The sequence below is a fragment of the Polaromonas sp. P2_G11 genome (assembly GCF_056403595.1).
Map to the genome: position 1 here is coordinate 50,520 of NZ_JBFUFE010000007.1, position 18,438 is coordinate 68,957.

Here is an 18,438-nt window from a genome sequence, read left to right on the forward strand (position 1 = left end):
GGGCCGAACATAACGCAATTTCCGGGCCCGCACCATAGCAACGTCCCTAGGTTAAATTCCGATAAGGGGGTTTACCCGGGGAGCAGATTGCCTTATGTGAACTTGTGTTTCAAGGGTTGGGCACAGCGAAAAAGCATCTGTGCAAACAGTCGCTCGCGCGTCCTATGCGTCCGTGTTTGGCGGTGCCGCTTCGTGCTTCAAAGCCTGGCTCACAGATTGACGGACAACGTCCTCAATTTCTTCGCGCAGACGTGGAACCAGGGTTTGCGTGTGCTCCAGGATAAGTTGCCCTACGACCTCCCGCAAACGCCGCTCAAGGACCAGATTCACCCGCTGCAGCACGCGTTGCACCATCTGCTCCTGAAGCTCTGCAGAAGCGGTGGACGGCGGCACCGGCAAACCAGTCCTGGCTGGTTCAGGCGGTGCAGCCGGCATCGGCGCAGGCATGGGCCGCACGACTTCCGTCAGCGTCGGCACAAACCGCGGCGGTGCGGGCGGACGGTTCATGCGCCCTCCCCGGCCGTCGCAAGGTCATGGCGTTTCATGGCATAGCCCCTGTCGGTGTAGTGCTTCCACCGGCTTCGCGCTGCAAGACGGTCATCGTCGGCCTGCGCCACGACTTCGATAAAACGTTCGAAGCGTTCAAATTCGGCGGGAATGCCATGCCCCAGATTGACCAGCACGCCGTAATGCGGGCAGGCCTTGAGCGACTCGGCCAGCACCACCGGCGTTGCCGCCCATGTACTTTCGGGGGCACCCGCACGGCAATGCGGCACAAATTCCGCAGGCGAAAAACTCCAGATCAACTGGTCCAGTTCCGCCAGCACCGCCGCGTCCCCCGTCACCACAACGCTGGCGCCGCTCAGGTAGGCCTTGCGAAGTAACCGGCAGCTGTAGGCCAGTTTGTCAGGCACATTGAAGTGAAAGGCGATTTCGGTCATGCCCGGGTTTTGGATGCGGATTTGCGACTGGACGCTGTTTTGGCTTTTTTGCGCGATGCTTGGGCCGAAGTCCCTGCCCTGGCAGTTACCACCTGGTCCAGCAGGTAGTCCAGCAGCAGCGGCACCGGCCTGCCGGTCGCACCTTTGGCGGCTCCGCCTTTCCAGGCCGTACCGGCAATGTCCAGGTGCGCCCATGGGAAACTGGCCGTAAACCGCTGCAGGAACTTGGCCGCGGTCACCGCACCCGCGGCACGCCCCGCCACGTTGGCGACATCCGCAAAATTGGTCTTGAGCCCTTCCGCATAATCGTCATCCAGCGGCATCCTCCAGCACAGGTCCAGGGACGATTCGCCTGCTGCCGACAACGCCTCGGCCATGATGTCGTCGCTGGAGAAAAGCCCGCTGCGCACGCCGCCCAAGGCAATCACGCAGGCGCCGGTCAGCGTCGCGATGTCCACCACCGCCCGGGGCTTGAAGCGCTCGGCGTAAGTCAATGCGTCGCAGAGCACCAGCCGCCCTTCGGCGTCGGTGTTCAGGATCTCGATGGTCTGCCCGCTCATGCTGGTCACCACATCGCCGGGCTTGATGGCGCGGCTGCCCGGCATGTTTTCGCAGGCGGGAATCAGGCCTACCACATTGAGCGCCGGCCGCAGCTCTGCCAGCGCCCGGAAGGTGCCCAGAACGCTGGCGGCACCGCACATGTCGAACTTCATCTCGTCCATTTCGGCGGCGGGCTTGATGGAGATACCGCCCGTGTCAAAGGTGATGCCTTTGCCAACGAGCACGACGGGCGCCTCGGCCCTGGCCGCCCCCTCATAGCGCAGCACTATAAAGCGTAAGGGCTCGGCCGAACCCTGCGCCACGGCCATGAAGGAGCCCATGCCGAGTTTGGCGACCTCTTTGGGCCCCAGCACCTCCACCTTGATGCCGCGCAGCTTGCCCAGCTCTCTGGCAGCGCCGGCCAGAAGCGTCGGTGTCGCGTGGTTGGCCGGGCGGTTCGCCCACTCCTTGGCAAATTCAATGCCCTTGACCAGCGCTGCGCCCTTGTCAATGCCGGGTCGCGCGATCTGGGCACTTGCGGCGTCATTCACGGCAACCACCACCCGTTGCAACCTGCCAGGGCCGGCTTTTGCGTTCCTGGCGGCTTTGGACTTGGTGGTAGCGTAGGTATAGGTGGCATCCCCGCAAGCGACCACGGCCGCGCGTACGGCTTCAGCTCGCAGATGGCCCACGGCACCGAAGCAAATGGTCAGGTGCTGCACGTTCGCAGCCTTCAGGGCGCCCAGGCCGGCACTGACGGCGGTACGAACGTTTTTGGCACTGGCATCCCCGACGCCCGCCAGTACGACCCGCCTGGCAGTGATGCCGGGAGCGCGGTACGTGCTCAGGAGCTTGCCCGGCTTGGCCTCAAAGTCCCCCGACTTGATCGCCAGCGATGCGAGCACCGAAAGGGGGTCATTGCCGGAGCCCGGATCCTGGGGTACGAGAACCAGCAGCGCATCGGTTTTTTCGCTGCAAATACGGGTGGGTGTCAGTGTTTTGAGTTCAAAGTCCATAATTCAGGGTCTGGTAAATAAACCAAAGTAAAACAAAAATAAAACGAAGCCAAGGCAGATATTCAGTCAATGTTATTCCAATCCACGATTCGCAAAGAGCTGGCACGCAGTTTTGGGGCCACGCTGGTGGTCCTGGTCACCATCGTGATGACCATTGTTCTGATCCGCACCCTGGGCCAGGCATCGCGCGGTTTCATCAATCCGCAGGACGTCATGCTGTTCATGGCCTACTCGGCCCTGGGACGCCTGCCGACCATCCTCACGCTGTCGCTGTTTATTGCGATGGTCAGTACCTTGTCGCGCATGTACCGCGACAGCGAAATGGTGGTGTGGTTCACCAGTGGTCAGGGCCTGGCGGGTTTTCTGCGGCCGCTTTTCCGTTTTGCATGGCCTGTGCTGCTGGTCATCACGCTGATGGCCCTTTTTGTCTGGCCCTGGACCAACCAGCAAACCAAAGACATGCAAAGCCGGTATGAGCAGCGCGGCGACATCGACCGCATTGCCCCTGGCCAGTTCCAGGAGTCCTCCAGCGGCAACCGGGTTTTCTTCATCGACCGCGACCTGGCGGGCGAGCGCTCCAGTAACAACGTCTTTATCGCTGCGACCGAAAAAGGCAAGAGTTCCATCACCACGGCCCGCTCGGGCCGCATCGAGACCAAAGGTGACGCCCAGTTCCTCATGCTCGAAAACGGCCAGCGCCTGGAAAACGTGATCGGGCAATCGGCGCTCAAAATCAGCGACTTCGAAGAGTACGGCACCAAAACTGGCGATAACAATCCGCTGACCGAAAACGCACCGGAAGCCAAACTGCTTTCCACCCGCTCCCTGATCAAGACGCCGACCCGCGGCAACCTCAGCGAACTGGCGTGGCGGCTGGGGCTGGCGCTGGCATCCATCAACTTTGTCGTACTGGCGGTGGCCCTGGCCAGCGTGAACCCGCGCGGTGGCCGCAGCGGCAACATGATCTTTGTGTTGCTGACCTTTGTGGTCTACAACAACCTGGTCAACCTCGGGCAAAGCTGGATTTTTGTGGGCCTCATCAGTTTCAGCAACTTCCTGCTGGCGCTGCATGGTGGTGTCCTGCTGCTGGCCCTGGCCTGGCTGTCCAAGCGACAGTTCAACTGGACGCTGCGGCCCGCCCGGCGCATCAACCGTACACCGCTGGCTGTACGCGACAGCGAAAGCCACGCATGAAAACCATACGCCGCCTGATCTACGGTGAAGTGCTGGCAGCCATCGCCCTGGTGGCGCTGGGCTTCCTGGCCCTGTTCTTCTTTTTTGACCTGGTCGATGAACTGCAATACCTCGGCAAGAGCAGCGGCATCAACGCCGCCGATGTCTACCAGATCAGGCATGCACTGCTGTACGTAGGCCTGCTGATTCCCAATCATTTGTACGAGCTGCTGCCGATCTCCGTACTGATCGGCACCATCTTTGTGATGGCCCGGCTGGCGCAGAGCTCCGAATACACCATCCTGCGCACCAGCGGACTCGGCCCCTGGCGCGCGCTGAAGTTGCTGCTGGTCCTGGGGGCGCTGTTCGTGGTGTTCAGTTTCGCCGTGGGCGACTATGTGGCGCCTGCCAGCGAACGGGCCGCACAGCTGCTCAAGGCGCGCTACCAGAACAAGATCACCATCGGCCAAACCGGTGCCTGGTTGAAGGAAAAGCAGGCCTACAACACCTTTGTGGTCAATGTGAGGGCCCTCACCCCCGACAACGAAATGCAGGGTGTGCAGATTTTCGAGTTCAACAACAAGGGATTGATCGTCTCCACCACACAGGCGCCGCTGGCAGCGTTCACCGCCGGCGATGCCTGGGAATTGAACCAGGCCACACGCGCAGAGTTTGATGTTCCTGCCGGCGCCAGCAGTGCCGCCAAACCCGGAGGCAGCGCCAAGGTCAACCGCACAGTGCTAAAGAACTTTCGCTGGCCTACCGAAATCAGCGCTGAAATGGTTTCGGTGGCGCTGCTCAAGCCTGAGCGCATGGGCACCATTGACCTGTTCAATTACGTCCGTCACCTGGACGCCAATGGGCAGACCGCGCAGCGCTATGAAATAGAGTTCTGGAAAAAAGTCTTTTACCCGCTCAGCTGCCTGGTGATGGTGATTCTGGCGCTGCCTTTTGCCTACCTTCACTTTCGCTCCGGCGGCATCGCCGGCTACGTGTTCGCCGGTGTGATGATCGGCATCAGCTTCTTCCTGCTCAACAACGTGTTCGGCTATATCGGCAACCTGCGAAACTGGCAGCCCTGGCTTGCGGCTGCCACGCCAGGCCTGCTTTATATGGCCGTCTCGCTGGGCGCGTTTGGCTGGCTGGTGCTCAGGCGTTAACGGACGCGACCGTTCATGACGTCCCTGGCCCATACGCCGCGCGGCATCATCCTGCTTGCCCATGGCTCGCGCGACCCGCAGTGGCGCGACCCCATTGAGGCGGTTGCCGCACAAGTCCGTCTCCGCGAGCCCGGTACCCCCGTCAGTTGCGCCTACCTGGAGCTTTGCCCTCCTTCATTGCCTGAAGCTGCTACAAATTTAATAGCTGCTGGCGCATGCCATATAAGGGTTTTTCCGCTTTTCTTTGGTATAGGCAAGCACGCCCGGGAAGACTTGCCGCTGCTGGTCGAACGCGTCAGGTTGGCGCATCCGGGCGTAGAAGTCGAGCTTCTGCCCGCAGCCGGGGAATACCGCGAATTGACCGCACTTATGGCCAGCATTGCCTTGTCATAACCGTGGAGGCATGGCGCATCGGTACGGCAGTTGGGCTCCTCTTTAGCGTAAAACAGGCATAATAAAATCAATAATTAGCCTGAATTCGATATGAACCTTCACCAATTCCGCTTCGTCCAGGAGGCCATCCGGCGCAACCTGAACCTGACAGAGACCGCCAAGGCCCTGCACACCTCGCAGCCCGGCGTATCCAAGGCCATCATCGAGCTGGAGGAGGAACTGGGCGTAGAAATCTTTGCACGGCACGGCAAACGCCTCAAGCGCGTGACCGAACCCGGGGAACACGTCCTCAAAAGCATTGAACTCATCATGCGCGAGGTCGGCAACCTGCGCCGCATTGGCGAGCAGTTTTCTGCCCAGGACAGCGGCACGCTCTCCATTGCCACCACCCATACGCAAGCCCGTTATGTGCTTCCGCAGCCCGTTGCCAAGCTGCGTGAAGCCTTTCCCAAAGTCAATGTCAGCCTGCACCAGGGCTCTCCCGACCAGGTGGCGCGCATGGTGCTCGACGAAGTTGCTGAGATCGGTATAGCCACCGAATCATTGACGCAGTACGAAGACCTGGTGACCCTTCCCTGCTACGAATGGCAGCACATGCTGGTCATTCCTGTCGACCATCCGCTGGCCAAAAAAGACAACATCACACTCGAAGACCTGGCGCAAGAACCCCTGATCACTTACCACCCATCCTTCACCGGCCGTACCAAGATCGACCTGGCGTTTGCCGCCAAGCGGTTGCAGCCGCGCATTGCGCTCGAGGCGATTGACTCCGACGTCATCAAGACCTATGTGCGCCTGGGACTGGGCGTGGGCATCGTCGCCGAGATGGCTATCAAGGAAGACGGCACCAACAGCGACCTGATCGCCATCGCGGCGGGCCCACTGTTCGGCATCAACGTGGCCCGCGTGGCCTTCAAGCGCAGCGCCTACCTGCGCAATTTCGTCTATAAATTCGCCGAACTGCTCAGCGACAAGCTGGACCGCGCCCTGATCACCAAGGCCATGGCCGGCCGTGTCAATGACTATGAGGTCTGACTCCCCCCCGAAGCGGCCTGCGGCCGCCTCCCCCTCAGGGGGCGCCGCAAGCGGCCCGGCAAAGCCGGTTCCGCGGCGGCCGCTTGTAAAAGAAACACATCCAGCTCAATCATGACCATGATCCTCGAACGCACCCCCACGCTCAAAACCAAGCTGCCCGCTGTCGGCACCACCATCTTCACGGTGATGTCCACCTTGGCCGCTGAAAAAGGCGCTGTCAACCTGGGCCAGGGCTTTCCTGATTTTGAGTGTGACCCGCAGCTGGTCAACGCCGTCACGGACGCAATGACCAAAGGCCTGAACCAGTACCCACCCATGACGGGCGTTCCGGCGCTGCGCGAAGCCATCTCGGCCAAGGTGGCCAAACTTTACGGCCACCGCTACGACGCCAACAGCGAGATCACCATCACTGCCGGCGCCACCCAGGCCATCATCACGGCAATCCTGGCCGTCGTTCACCCCGGCGACGAAGTCATCGTGCTGGAGCCCTGCTACGACAGCTACGTGCCCAACATCGAACTGGCCGGTGGCGTCGTAGTGCGCGTTCCCCTCACGCCAGGCACCTTCCGGCCCGACTTCGACAAGATTTCCGCAGCGATCACATCCAGGACACGGGCGATTATCGTCAACTCGCCGCACAACCCGAGCGCCACGGTATGGACCGAGGCCGACATGCTCACGCTGCAGGACATCCTGGCGCCCACCGACGTGCTGCTGATCAGCGACGAGGTCTATGAGCACATGGTGTTCGATGCGGCCCAGGGACGCATCCATCAAAGCGCCGCCCGTTTTCCAGGCCTTGCCGCGCGTGCGTTCATTGTCAGCAGCTTCGGCAAGACTTACCACGTCACCGGCTGGAAGGTCGGCTACGTGGCCGCACCCGCTGCGCTGACCACCGAGTTCCGCAAGGTGCACCAGTTCAACGTGTTCACCGTGAATACCCCTGTGCAATACGGGCTTGCCGCGTACATGGCCGATGCGCAGCCTTACCTGGACCTGCCGGCCTTCTACCAGCGCAAGCGCGACCTGTTTCGCGAAGGCCTTGCCAAAACCCGCTTCAAACTGTTGCCCAGCGAAGGCAGCTACTTCCAGTGCGTGGACATCTCCGACGTGAGCGACCTGGACGAAGCCGGGTTCTGCAAATGGCTGACCACCGAAATCGGCGTGGCGGCGATTCCCCTGTCGGCGTTTTACGGCAACGGCTTTGACCAGCGTGTGGTGCGATTCTGTTTTGCCAAAAAAGACGAAACATTGAACACGGCCCTGCAGCGGCTGGCCAAACTGTAAGCGCGGCAAGCCGGCGTGAAAGAACCTGTTTACGGTCTAAACGGGGCCGCGCAAGCACCTTCTCGGGATGGGATGCAAGGCGCGGTGCGATGCCCATAGCTCGGCTATGGGCTAGCGCCGCAGGCCGCCCGAGAAGGCGCTTGCCCTCCGGGTTGGGGGTGAAATCGCGCGATTGAGCCACCCAGGCCCTTGCATGGGCATGAGCCCATGCGGCGTGCCCGGGCGGCCCACTCATCGCCGATTGCACCCCAACGCGGCCTCGTTTAGACCGCAAACAGGTTCTAAGCCAAGGCTGTCAGTATTTGCCGACGGCTGGACAGGTGCTCATCCTGCTTGTTTGCGCCCCGCACCGGGAAACAATCACTTCACATAACAAGGAGTGCTTCAAATGTCCCTATCCCTCATTCTGCTGATCGTTCTTATTCTTATCCTCGTCGGTGCATTGCCTACCTGGGGCCACAGTCGGAGCTGGGGTTACGGGCCCAGCGGGGGTGTCGGCCTGGTGGTGTTGATCCTGGTCATCCTGCTGCTGATGGGACGCATCTAGTCCGCACCTTCCGTTGGTGATTCACCAGGGAAGATGGCCTTGCATAGCAAGGCCATTTTTTTGCGCTCCCATCTCACAAGCCTGTTTCAACTATTCAGTTGCTGCCACGCTTTTTAGCTGCGGCATAACAAGCCTTCGGCAGTTGTTAGCCTTCGCTGAAAGGTCTGGACTCAGCTATTGAGCTGAGTCCAAACCTTTTCTAACCGCTTAATGCTGACCGGCTGCGGTGTGCGCAGCTCCTGCGCAAAAAAGCTCACACGCAGCTCTTCCAGCAACCAGCGGAATTCCTGCATGCGCGCATCCACCGCGCCTTTTCGCTCAGCCACCAGCCGCCAGTAACGCTGCTCCTGCGGTCGCAACTCGGCCATCCGTGCAGCATCACGTGCCGGGTCGGCGCGCCATTTTTCCAGCCGCAACGTGATGGCCTTGAGGTAGCGTGAGAAGTGCTGCAGTTGCCCATAAGGTGTGGCCGTCAGAAAGCGTTTGGGTACCAGGCGCTGCAGTTGCTGGGCGGCATCTGCCGCGGCTTCGGCGGCATTTTTAGTGTCCTTGATCTTGCGTTGGGCCACAGCGAACTCGGTCAGGATGCCGGCAGCCAGCCGGGCCACCTCGCTGGCAATCAAGGTCAGGCGCCCTCGCCCATCGTCGATGCGTTTTTTGAACTCGGCTTCGTGCGTCGGCAACGGGTCGAGCAAAAAGGCGCGGTCCAACGCCACTTCGATGATCTGCTCGCGCAATTCCTCCAGCGTACCGCCGCCGGAATTGTCGGCGGCGCGGCCCACCAGCATGTAGCTGGTGGCCATTTTCTGCAGTTCAGGCAGGTTCTTTTCCAGGTACTTCAGCGCATCCTTGATCTGCAGCGAGAACAGCCGGCGCAAGCCGGCGCGGTGCTTCGCGGCCGCCACATCGGGTTCGTCAAACACCTCGATCGTCACCGCGTCGCCCAGATCAATGAGCGCCGGAAACCCGATCAGCGTCTGCGAACCCTTGCGGATTTCCATCAGCTCCGGCAACTCGCCAAAGCTCCAGCTGGTGTAGCGCTCCGGCGCTCTGGGCGCTATCTTTTCAGGAGCTGCTTGCGCGCGTCCTGATTGGGCTGGAGGCCGATTTGATACTGAATTTTCGGGGGATAACGTCTTTTCGGACCCAGATTCGGGTGCTTTTGCCAGGTTTTTGAGTCCCGCCAGCGCCTGGAAGGCACCCCGTGCCTGCGAGCCCAGCTCGCCCTTGAGCGCGCCCAGGTTACGGCCCGCACCCAGCTGACGGCCATGCTCGTCGACTATGCGGAAGTTCATGAACAGGTGCGGCGGCAGCATGTCCAGCTTCATGTCATTGCGCTTGACGTCCAGCGAAGTCGCGTCGCGCACCAGCTTGAGCACCGCGTCAGTCAGCGAGCCGCTGCCGAACACCTCGGGCTGCAGCAACTGCTCCGTCATGCGGGCGGCAGTGTCGGGCAAGGGCACCAGGCGCGAGCGCGGGCGCTGGTGCAGCGTCTTGATCAGCGCCTGGACCTTGTCCTTGAGCATGCCGGGCACCAGCCACTCGCAGCGCTCTTCATTAACCTGGTTGAGCGCGAACAATGGCACGTCCACCGTCACGCCATCGCGCGCGTCGCCGGGTTCGTGCAGGTAGGTCACCAGGCAATCCACGCCGCCCATTCGCAGTGTCTTGGGAAACGACTGGGTGGTAATGCCTGCAGCCTCATGCCGCATCAGTTCTTCGCGCGTCAAGAGCAGGAGCTGCGGCTGCTTTTTGACTTCCTCCTTGTACCAATGTTCGCAACTTGCACCACTGTGTACGCCAGCCGGGAGTTGCTGGTCATAAAAAGCGTAGATCAGTTCCTCGTCCACCAGCACGTCCTGGCGCCTGGCTTTGTGTTCCAGATCCTGCACCTGCTGGATCAGCTTCAGGTTCGCCGCGAGGAAAGGCAGTTTGGTGTCCCAGTTGCCAGCGACCAACGCTTCGCGGATGAATATCTCGCGCGCCGTCACCGGGTCTACACGGCCGAAATTGACGCGCCGCCCGTTGTAGACCACCAGGCCGTAGAGCGTAGCACGCTCCAGCGCCGTCACCTGCGCAGCCTTTTTCTCCCAGTGCGGGTCCAGCAACTGCTTGGCTAAAAGATGTCCGGCCACCTGCTCTATCCAGGCCGGGTCAATGTTGGCAATGCCGCGGCCAAAAAGGCGTGTGGTTTCCACCAGTTCGGCCACCACAATCCAGCGGCCCGGCTTTTTGCTCAGGCGTGCGCCCGGGTGGCGGTAGAACTTGATCCCGCGCGCACCCAGGTACCAGTCTTCCTCGTCGCTCTTGCAGCCGATGTTGCCGAGCAGGCCGCAGAGCATGGACAAATGCAGCTGCTCATAGCTGGCGGGCTTGTCATTCAGAACCCACTTTTGTTCACCCACGACGGTATGCAGCTGCGAATGGATGTCGCGCCACTCGCGCACGCGGCGGATATTGACGTAGTTCTCGCGCAGCAGGTTCTCGTACTGGCGATTGGAGAGTTTGTGGTCGGTGCCGTGGCCGCCCCGCGCATCGCCGAGCCATTTCCACAGCTTCAGGTAACCACTGAACTCGCTCTTCTCGTCATCGAACTTGGCGTGCTGCTGGTCGGCCTGGGCCTGTTTGTCCATGGGGCGGTCGCGCACGTCCTGCACACTGAGCGCGCTGGCGATCACCAGTACCTCGTCGAGCGCGTTGCGGTCCTTGGCTTCCAGAATCATGCGGCCCACGCGAGGGTCCAGCGGCAGCTTGGCCAGCGTGCGGCCGACGCCGGTGAGCTCGTTGTCCTCGTCCACCGCGCCCAGCTCGGCCAGCAGCTGGTAGCCGTCGGCAATGGCGCGGCGCTGCGGCGGCTCGATAAAGGCAAACTCTTCCACATTGCCCAGGTGCAGCGCCTTCATGCGCAAAATCACCGAAGCCAGCGAACTGCGCAGGATTTCCGGGTCGGTAAAAGGCTGCCGGCCCTGGAAGTCCTTCTCGTCATACAGTCGTATGCAGATACCATCGGCCACCCGGCCGCAACGGCCGGCACGCTGGTTGGCCGCGGCCTGCGACACCGGCTCCACCATGAGCTGCTCGACCTTGTTACGAAAGCTGTAGCGCTTGACGCGCGCCGTGCCCGCGTCCACCACGTAGCGGATGCCCGGCACGGTCAGCGAGGTTTCGGCCACGTTGGTGGCCAGCACGATGCGACGGCCGCTGTGGCCGTCAAAAATGCGGTCCTGCTCGGCCTGGCTCAAGCGAGCGAACAGCGGCAGCACCTCGGCATTGCGTGTCAGCGGCTGGTGCGCGAGGTGCTTGCGTAAATGATCGGCCGCCTCGCGAATTTCTCGCTCGCCGGGCAGAAACACCAGGATGTCCCCAGCGCTGTGCGGGCTCAGCCAGAGTTCGTCGACGGCATCGGCAATTGCATCGTTCAGGTCGTGCTCGCGCGACTCCTCAAACGGCCGGTAGCGTTGCTCGACGGGAAACATCCGGCCCGACACCATGATCACCGGCGCAGGGCCTTTGCTGGACGCGAAATAATCCGCAAAGCGCTGCGCATCAATCGTCGCCGAGGTAATGACCACTTTCAGGTCGGGCCGGCGCGGCAGCAGCTGGCGCAGGTAGCCCAGCAGAAAGTCGATGTTCAGGCTGCGCTCATGGGCTTCGTCGATGATGATCGTGTCGTAGGCTTTGAGCAGCGGGTCGGTCTGCGTCTCGGCCAGCAGGATGCCGTCGGTCATCAGCTTGACGGAGGCGTCGCGCGAGAGCCGGTCCTGGAAGCGGACCTTGTAGCCCACCACGTCGCCCAGCGGCGTCTTCAACTCCTCCGCGATGCGCTTGGCCACGCTGGACGCGGCAATGCGGCGCGGCTGGGTATGGCCTATCAGCCGGCCCTGTCCGGCAGGGTAATTGAGCTTGCCGCGCCCCATGGCCAGCGCGATCTTGGGCAACTGGGTGGTTTTACCCGAGCCAGTTTCGCCACAGACAATGATGACCTGGTGGGCCGCCATGGCGGCGGTGATTTCGTCGCGTTTGCCCGAAACGGGCAGCGACTCTGGAAAGGTAATGGCGAGGGGAGACAAGGATGGAGGCGAAGAAAAAGGCAAGCAGTGCAGGATAAAAGCGGCAGCAGCGCTGCCAAAGCGCTCAATTATCGGGTGTTCCAGCCCGCAGCGGACCGGCTATGGTTATGGCGCCGCGATCAGGCCGCCAGCACAGGCAGGTCGACGGCTTCCCCACTGGTCTCGTCAAACCATGCAATGCGGCTCGGGTAGCTCAGCGCGGTGCGCGACATGCCTCGCCCTATGCTCACTGCCGAAGAGGCGCGCGCATCGGATTTGGAGACCCGCAGCACGCCAAGGCCGACCTCGGCAACCCAGCGCGTCTGCTGGTTCCCTACCAAATCACCCTCCAGTGTGGTGTTAAGCACCACCGGCCGCGCCAGGGCGGCCTGGACTCTGCGCGCCAGGTGGATCAGCTGGCCGCTGTCATGGCAATTGCGCATCAGCAGCAAAAAACCGTTCTCTTCCAGGCGCCCCATTTCCACATGCGCGGGTACGGTGCGGCGCAACCGGCCGGCACATACAAACAGTGCGTGGTTGGCGGCCGCATGGCCATAGAGCTTTTCCAGCACATAAAGATTGGCCACCGACACCACAATCACGCCCAGCGGCACGGGCTCATCGCGGTAACGTCTGAAGGCCGCCTCCAGCATGTTGCCGGTTTCGCTGTGGGAGCGCATGCGCGTGACCGGGTCGTAGCTGGGGCCGTGCGCCATGGCCCGGTTCAGCTCGATCAGGTAGGAATAACGGGTCCAGAGCACAGCCGCCATGGTGGCCAGATAACACGTGCCGGCGACAGCGGTCACCGCGTGCACCTGCCACGGCACATGGGCACGGTCCAGTGCCACCCAGCTCAACCCCGCAATGGCCACCAGCATGAAGGAGACGCCCGAGACGGCCACCCAGGCCAGGCGATCCCCCCGAACGGCACTGCGAAGACTGAGCGCCATTGCCACCAGCCCCAGAAAACAGGCCACTGCCAGGCTCAGTGCCAGGGCGTGGCGCGGGCTCAATGCCCAGCCAACCGCGATATTCAGAAGAGCCAGGCTCGCCAGCCAGGTCAAGGCACGCCGGGCCGAGTCCGGGTTGCGCAGGATGCCCAGGATGGAAAACAGCAGGTAAGCCAGCAGCGCGGATACCACGCTGGCAACGTGGGCCAGGAAACGGTCCAGAACATCGGCGTTCTCGATGGGCAATCCGCCCAGGAAGGCCACCACAAAAAAGGTCGAGGCGATTGCCGAGACAGCCGCATTGACGGCAATGCGCCGCAGGGACCGGATATAGGCAAATACCGAACCGGCCAGCATCAGGCTGGCTGACCCGAAATAGCAGCCCCAAAACCCGATCGCGTATTTGTCCATGAACCTTAACCATACCCCGCCGCCCCTCATTAAGCAAACCCCCAAATGAAGTACGCCGGCAAAAAGCGCACCCTCGCCAAAGCCGGCATTTGCCTCCCTCAGGCCAGCGGTGTCTCCCTTACACTCACTGGACTTTTTCCGTTTACCGGGGAAACAGCGCCCAGGGAGACCGCTTGCCTCTTTCGCGCCGTCCCGGCTGCCCTTGACCCGCCACAACCGATCCCGAAAGCGCGCCCATGTCTGCCGTCTTCAATTTCACCTTTGTGCCCTGGTTCCGCTCGGTCGCACCCTACATACACACCCACCGCGGTAAGACGTTCGTCGTAGGCATTGCCGGCGAAGCGATTGCGGCCGGCAAGCTTCAGCACATCGCCCAAGACCTGGCACTGATCCAGAGCATGGGCGTGAAAATCGTGCTGGTGCACGGCTTTCGCCCACAGGTCAACGAGCAGCTCAAGGCCAAGGGGCACGCCGCAAAATATTCGCACGGCATGCGCATCACGGACGAAGTCGCGCTCGACTGTGCCCAGGAAGCCGCCGGCCAGCTGCGCTACGAGATTGAGGCCGCCTTCAGCCAGGGCCTGCCCAACACCCCCATGGCCGGCTCCACGGTACGGGTGATTTCGGGCAATTTCATCACCGCGCGGCCGGTCGGCATCCTCGACGGTGTGGACTTCAAGCACTCGGGCCTGGTGCGCAAGGTGGACACCGCCGCCATCGGCCGTGTGCTGGATTTCGGCGCCATGGTGCTGCTCTCGCCCTTCGGCTTCTCACCCACCGGCGAAGCCTTTAACCTGACCATGGAAGAAGTCGCCACTTCGGTGGCCATCGCCATGCAGGCCGACAAGCTGATTTTCCTGAGCGAAATTCCCGGCATACGCATCCACCACGACCAGCCCGAAAGCGAAGACAACCCCATCGACACCGAGCTGCCGCTGGCCGCTGCCGAAAAACTGCTGGCCACCCTGCCCAACGGGGAACGCCCCACCGACACCGCGTTTTACCTGCAGCACTGCGTCAAGGCCTGCAAGGCCGGCGTGGAACGCAGCCACATCCTGCCCTTCGCGGTAGACGGCGCGCTGCTCCTGGAAATCTATGTGCACGACGGCATAGGCACCATGGTGATCGACGAAAAGCTCGAAGAGCTTCGCGAGGCCACGGAAGACGACGTGGGCGGCATCCTGCAGCTGATCGAGCCTTTTGAAAACGATGGGACCCTCGTCAAACGCAGCCGCACCGAAATCGAGCGCGACGCCGCCAACTACAGCATCATCGAGCACGACGGCGTGATCTTTGCCTGCGCGGCGCTCTACCCCTACCCCGAAGCCAAAACGGCGGAAATGGCGGCGCTCACCGTTTCGCCGCAAAGCCAGGGCCAGGGCGACGGCGAGAAAATCCTCAAACGCATCGAGCAGCGCGCCCGCGCGGCCGGCCTGCAAAGCATCTTTGTACTGACCACCCGCACCATGCACTGGTTCATCAAGCGCGGTTTTGTGCAGGTAGACCCGGACTGGCTGCCCGAAGGCCGCAAGCGCAAATACAACTGGGACCGCAAGAGCCAGGTGCTGGTCAAGAAGTTGTCCTAGGGGCTTTCCCCTTGAACGGTTTTTCTTTAGCATCCGGTGACTCCTCCCATCCCATCTACACAGGAAACCCCAGCATGCTCCAGCTCCGCCCCAACTGCGAATGCTGCAACCGCGACCTGCCCGCCGAGTCGCCCGATGCCCGCATCTGCACCTTTGAATGCACGTTTTGTGTTGACTGCGTCACCACCAAGCTCAAAGGCGTCTGCCCCAACTGCGGCGGTGAATTTAGCGCACGGCCGCGCCGCCCGCCCGACATGCTGGCCAAATACCCACCTTCGAAAGAGCGTGTTTTTAAACCTCAGGGTTGCGGAGCCGCACCATGAACACCACCACCCTGCTGCTCTTTTCCATCGTGGCGCTGGTAGCCATCGCCACGCCCGGCCCCACCGTCCTGCTGGCGCTGGCCAATGGTTCGCGCTACGGCGTGCGCCGCTCCGTGCCCGGCATGCTGGGTGCCGTGGTATCGGACTTCGTGCTGGTAGGCGCCGTAGCTCTCGGTCTGGGTGCACTGCTGGCGGCCTCCGAGTTCTGGTTCTCGGTGCTCAAGTGGGCAGGCGCGGTCTACCTGGCCTGGCTGGGCATTCGCCTGCTGCGCTCACGCGGCGGATTTGAGATTCCCGCCGAAGGCATTGCCGGCATGCAGCACGGCGGCCGCGCGATTTTCATGAAGTCCTTCCTGGTGGCCGTAACCAACCCCAAGGGTTACCTCTTTTGCTCGGCCTTGCTCCCGCAGTTCATTGACCCGGCTGCCGCCCAGGCACCGCAATACCTCGCCATTTCGCTGGTATTCGCCGGCATCGATTTTTCCGTGATGTTCGGCTATGCCTTCATAGGCGCACGCGCCATACGCCTGCTCAAGGCCTCGGCCACACGCTGGATAGACCGCGCCTGCGGCGGCGCGCTGCTGGCGCTGGCGGGCTCGCTGGCGTTCTATCGGCGCGCGAACAGCTAGGCGCGCCCGGGCTGCACGGCCCCGCTATGTGCGCTGGCGCACGGACTTTTCAGGCAAGACCTGTACACTGCCGGAGTCTTTGCAAAGACTTCACATATCCCCGGCCAGGATTCTGGAAGCGCCGCCCATAGTCGGCGCTTCGCAGGGTCGTCGTTACTTTTACAGAAACATGGCCCATGTCACCTATTACCAGCCTGAGCGTTCTTGACGCCATTGCCAAAGCCGATGGCATAGAGGTCAAGCGCCAGGAAGCACTGCTCAAGACAGGCGCATTGCAGACGGCCATCCTGACGAGCGAAAATTTCTCGATCATCGCAACCGACGAAAAAGGCATCATCCAGCTCTTCAACGTCGGTGCCGAACGCATGCTGGGTTATATGGCGGCCGAGGTCGTCAACAAGATCAACCCCAGCGACATCCACGACCCCCAGGAAGTGATGGCCCGGGCACAGGCACTGAGCCTGGAGCTCGCCACCACCATCACGCCCGGCTTCGAGGCACTTGCATTCAAGGCCTCGCGAGGCATCGAAGACATTTACGAGCTCACCTATATCTGTAAAGACGGCAGCCGCTTTCCGGCCATCGTGTCCATCACTGCATTGCGCGACGATTTCGGCACCATCATCGGCTACCTGCTGATCGGCACCGACAACTCGGTACGCAAGCAGGTCGAAGTGGCCCTGAAGGAAGCGATGGCCGTGGCCGAGAAGGCCAACCTCGCCAAATCGGATTTCCTGTCCAGCATGAGCCACGAGCTGCGCACACCGCTCAGCGCCATTCTCGGATTTGCGCAGCTGATCGAGTCCGGCACACCCCAGCCAACGCCCTCGCAAAAACGCAGTGTGGACCAGATTCTCCAGGCCGGCTGGTACCTGCTGGAATTGATCAACGAAATCCTGGATCTGGCATTGATCGAGTCCGGCAAGCTGTCGCTGTCGCTGGAACCTGTGTCGCTGGCCGAGGTCATGCTTGAATGCGAAACGATGGTCGAGTCACAGGCCGGCAAACGCGGCATTACCGTGACGTTTCCGAAATTCCCTGTGCCCTGCTTCGTGAATGCCGACCGCACCCGGCTCAAGCAGGTACTGATCAACCTGCTGTCGAACGCCATCAAATACAACACCAGCAGCGGAACAGTCGTGCTCAACTGCGTGGATCTGCCGCAAAAGCGCATCCGTATCTGCATTGAGGACACGGGCGAAGGCCTGAATCCGGCCAAGATCGACCAGCTCTTCCAGCCTTTCAATCGCCTGGGCCAGGAGGCCAATACCGAACAGGGCACGGGCATTGGCCTGGTAATGACCAAGCGGCTGGTTGAGCTGATGGGTGGCGTCATCGGCGTGGAAAGCGTTGTCGGAAAAGGCAGTGTGTTCTGGATTGAAATGGACGTCACCGAACAGCGGGAATTCCACCCCGAACTGGCAACCCTGGCCCCGGCCTTGCAACGCCAGGTGCCTACAGATCCCCGCGCCCACACCCTTTTGTATGTAGAAGACAACCCCGCCAACCTGATGCTGGTGGAAGACCTCATCGCGCGCCGCTCCGACATCCGGCTGCTGTCGGCCCGTGACGGCATCAGCGGCATCGCGATGGCCAAGGCCTCGCAGCCGGACATCATCCTGATGGACATCAACCTGCCGGGCATCAGCGGCATCAAGGCGGTACAGATTCTGTGTGCCGATCCGTTGACTGCACACATTCCGGTGGTGGCGCTCAGCGCCAATGCCATACCTCGTGACATTGAAAAAGGCATGGAAGCCGGCTTCTTTCGCTACCTCACCAAGCCCATCAGGATCAATGAGTTCATGGACACCCTGGATTTGGCGCTGGCATTTTCCAAAACAAAGTCCATGCAGGCCCCCGTGCCAGAAAAAACCGCATGAACACCGAATTCGACATCCTGAACGGCAGCATCCTGGTGGTGGACGACCAGCCCGTCAATGTGCAGTTACTCGAGCAGTTGCTGGCAGGCGCCGGCTATACCCAGGTCAGATCCACCATGAATTCGCTGGAGGTAGCCGCGCTGCACGCAGAGCACCGCTTCGACCTGATCCTGCTCGACCTGAAAATGCCCGGCATGGACGGCTTCCAGGTGATGGAAGCACTCAAGGAAGACCAGCACGATAAATACCTCTCTGTCATCGTGCTGACCGCGGAGCCGGCCCACAAGCTGCGCGCCTTGCAGGCCGGCGCCAAGGATTTCATCAGCAAACCGTTTGACCTGGTCGAAGTCAAGACGCGCATCCACAATGCGCTGGAAGTGCGCCTGCTGTATAAAAAGCTGGAAAACTACAGCAAGCTGCTGGAGCTGGCCATGCAACAGAGCACCGCAGAAACCGACGAAGCGCGAAGCCGCTAATAGCGTCTGGCTGGACCAGGCGGCCAGGCCCATCCCTCT

At 61.6% G+C, this 18,438-nt stretch carries 16 protein-coding genes; 11 read left to right on the top strand and 5 right to left on the bottom strand.

Features of this window, described 5'->3' with window-relative positions:
* Positions 1–162: 162 nt before the first annotated feature.
* From AC1DWQ_RS22680 to AC1DWQ_RS22690, 3 genes are read right to left on the bottom strand one after another with little or no spacing between them, the layout of a single operon-like run.
* A complete protein-coding gene (locus AC1DWQ_RS22680; RefSeq protein WP_457282749.1) occupies positions 163–507 on the bottom strand; it encodes a hypothetical protein in 345 nt (114 codons plus the stop codon).
* A complete protein-coding gene (locus tag AC1DWQ_RS22685; RefSeq protein ID WP_477671665.1) occupies positions 504–941 on the bottom strand; it encodes a DNA polymerase III subunit chi in 438 nt (145 codons plus the stop codon). The genes AC1DWQ_RS22680 and AC1DWQ_RS22685 overlap by 4 nt, the downstream gene beginning before the upstream one ends.
* Positions 938–2,497, bottom strand: coding sequence for a leucyl aminopeptidase (locus tag AC1DWQ_RS22690; protein ID WP_477671666.1), 1,560 nt, complete (start codon positions 2,495–2,497; stop codon positions 938–940). Before AC1DWQ_RS22690 ends, AC1DWQ_RS22685 begins: the two co-directional genes overlap by 4 nt.
* Positions 2,498–2,566: 69 nt before the next feature.
* On the opposite strand from AC1DWQ_RS22690, the gene lptF reads away from it, so the two are divergent.
* The 6 genes from lptF (at position 2,567) to AC1DWQ_RS22720 (ending at position 8,092) form a co-directional block, all read left to right on the top strand.
* Positions 2,567–3,691, top strand: a complete 1,125-nt coding sequence (gene lptF, locus AC1DWQ_RS22695) for an LPS export ABC transporter permease LptF (RefSeq protein ID WP_477671667.1) — start codon at positions 2,567–2,569, stop codon at positions 3,689–3,691.
* Entirely contained in the window at positions 3,688–4,830 is a 1,143-nt protein-coding gene (gene lptG, locus AC1DWQ_RS22700; protein ID WP_477671668.1) for an LPS export ABC transporter permease LptG, read from the top strand. The genes lptF and lptG overlap by 4 nt, the downstream gene beginning before the upstream one ends.
* A gap of 15 nt (positions 4,831–4,845) precedes the next feature.
* A complete protein-coding gene (locus tag AC1DWQ_RS22705) occupies positions 4,846–5,223 on the top strand; it encodes a sirohydrochlorin chelatase (protein WP_477671669.1) in 378 nt (125 codons plus the stop codon).
* Between the two features lie 90 nt (positions 5,224–5,313).
* Entirely contained in the window at positions 5,314–6,258 is a 945-nt protein-coding gene (locus AC1DWQ_RS22710) for a CysB family HTH-type transcriptional regulator (RefSeq protein ID WP_457282743.1), read from the top strand.
* A 111-nt stretch (positions 6,259–6,369) separates the two neighbouring features.
* Positions 6,370–7,545, top strand: coding sequence for a pyridoxal phosphate-dependent aminotransferase (locus AC1DWQ_RS22715; RefSeq protein ID WP_477671670.1), 1,176 nt, complete (start codon positions 6,370–6,372; stop codon positions 7,543–7,545).
* Between the two features lie 388 nt (positions 7,546–7,933).
* Entirely contained in the window at positions 7,934–8,092 is a 159-nt protein-coding gene (locus tag AC1DWQ_RS22720; protein WP_457282741.1) for a DUF3309 family protein, read from the top strand.
* Between the two features lie 170 nt (positions 8,093–8,262).
* Here the strand turns inward: AC1DWQ_RS22720 and hrpA are convergent, their stop codons facing one another.
* Positions 8,263–12,162, bottom strand: a complete 3,900-nt coding sequence (gene hrpA / locus AC1DWQ_RS22725) for an ATP-dependent RNA helicase HrpA (RefSeq protein ID WP_477671671.1) — start codon at positions 12,160–12,162, stop codon at positions 8,263–8,265.
* Positions 12,163–12,281: 119 nt separating this feature from the next.
* Positions 12,282–13,502, bottom strand: coding sequence for a sensor domain-containing diguanylate cyclase (locus tag AC1DWQ_RS22730; protein ID WP_477671672.1), 1,221 nt, complete (start codon positions 13,500–13,502; stop codon positions 12,282–12,284).
* 236 nt (positions 13,503–13,738) lie between these two features.
* Here AC1DWQ_RS22730 and argA point away from each other — a divergent pair, with 236 nt between their 5' ends.
* From argA to AC1DWQ_RS22755, 5 genes are all read left to right on the top strand, one after another.
* Positions 13,739–15,088: an amino-acid N-acetyltransferase gene (gene argA, locus AC1DWQ_RS22735; protein ID WP_457282738.1), complete on the top strand. Its 1,350-nt coding sequence runs from the start codon at positions 13,739–13,741 to the stop codon at positions 15,086–15,088.
* A 74-nt stretch (positions 15,089–15,162) separates the two neighbouring features.
* Entirely contained in the window at positions 15,163–15,411 is a 249-nt protein-coding gene (locus AC1DWQ_RS22740; protein WP_477671673.1) for a DUF1272 domain-containing protein, read from the top strand.
* Entirely contained in the window at positions 15,408–16,040 is a 633-nt protein-coding gene (locus AC1DWQ_RS22745; RefSeq protein WP_477671674.1) for a LysE family translocator, read from the top strand. The genes AC1DWQ_RS22740 and AC1DWQ_RS22745 overlap by 4 nt, the downstream gene beginning before the upstream one ends.
* A 176-nt stretch (positions 16,041–16,216) precedes the next feature.
* Entirely contained in the window at positions 16,217–17,923 is a 1,707-nt protein-coding gene (locus AC1DWQ_RS22750) for a PAS domain-containing hybrid sensor histidine kinase/response regulator (RefSeq protein WP_477671675.1), read from the top strand.
* On the top strand, positions 17,920–18,399 hold the full coding sequence (locus AC1DWQ_RS22755) for a response regulator (protein WP_477671676.1): 480 nt from the start codon (positions 17,920–17,922) through the stop codon (positions 18,397–18,399). Before AC1DWQ_RS22750 ends, AC1DWQ_RS22755 begins: the two co-directional genes overlap by 4 nt.
* Positions 18,400–18,438: the final 39 nt, after the last annotated feature.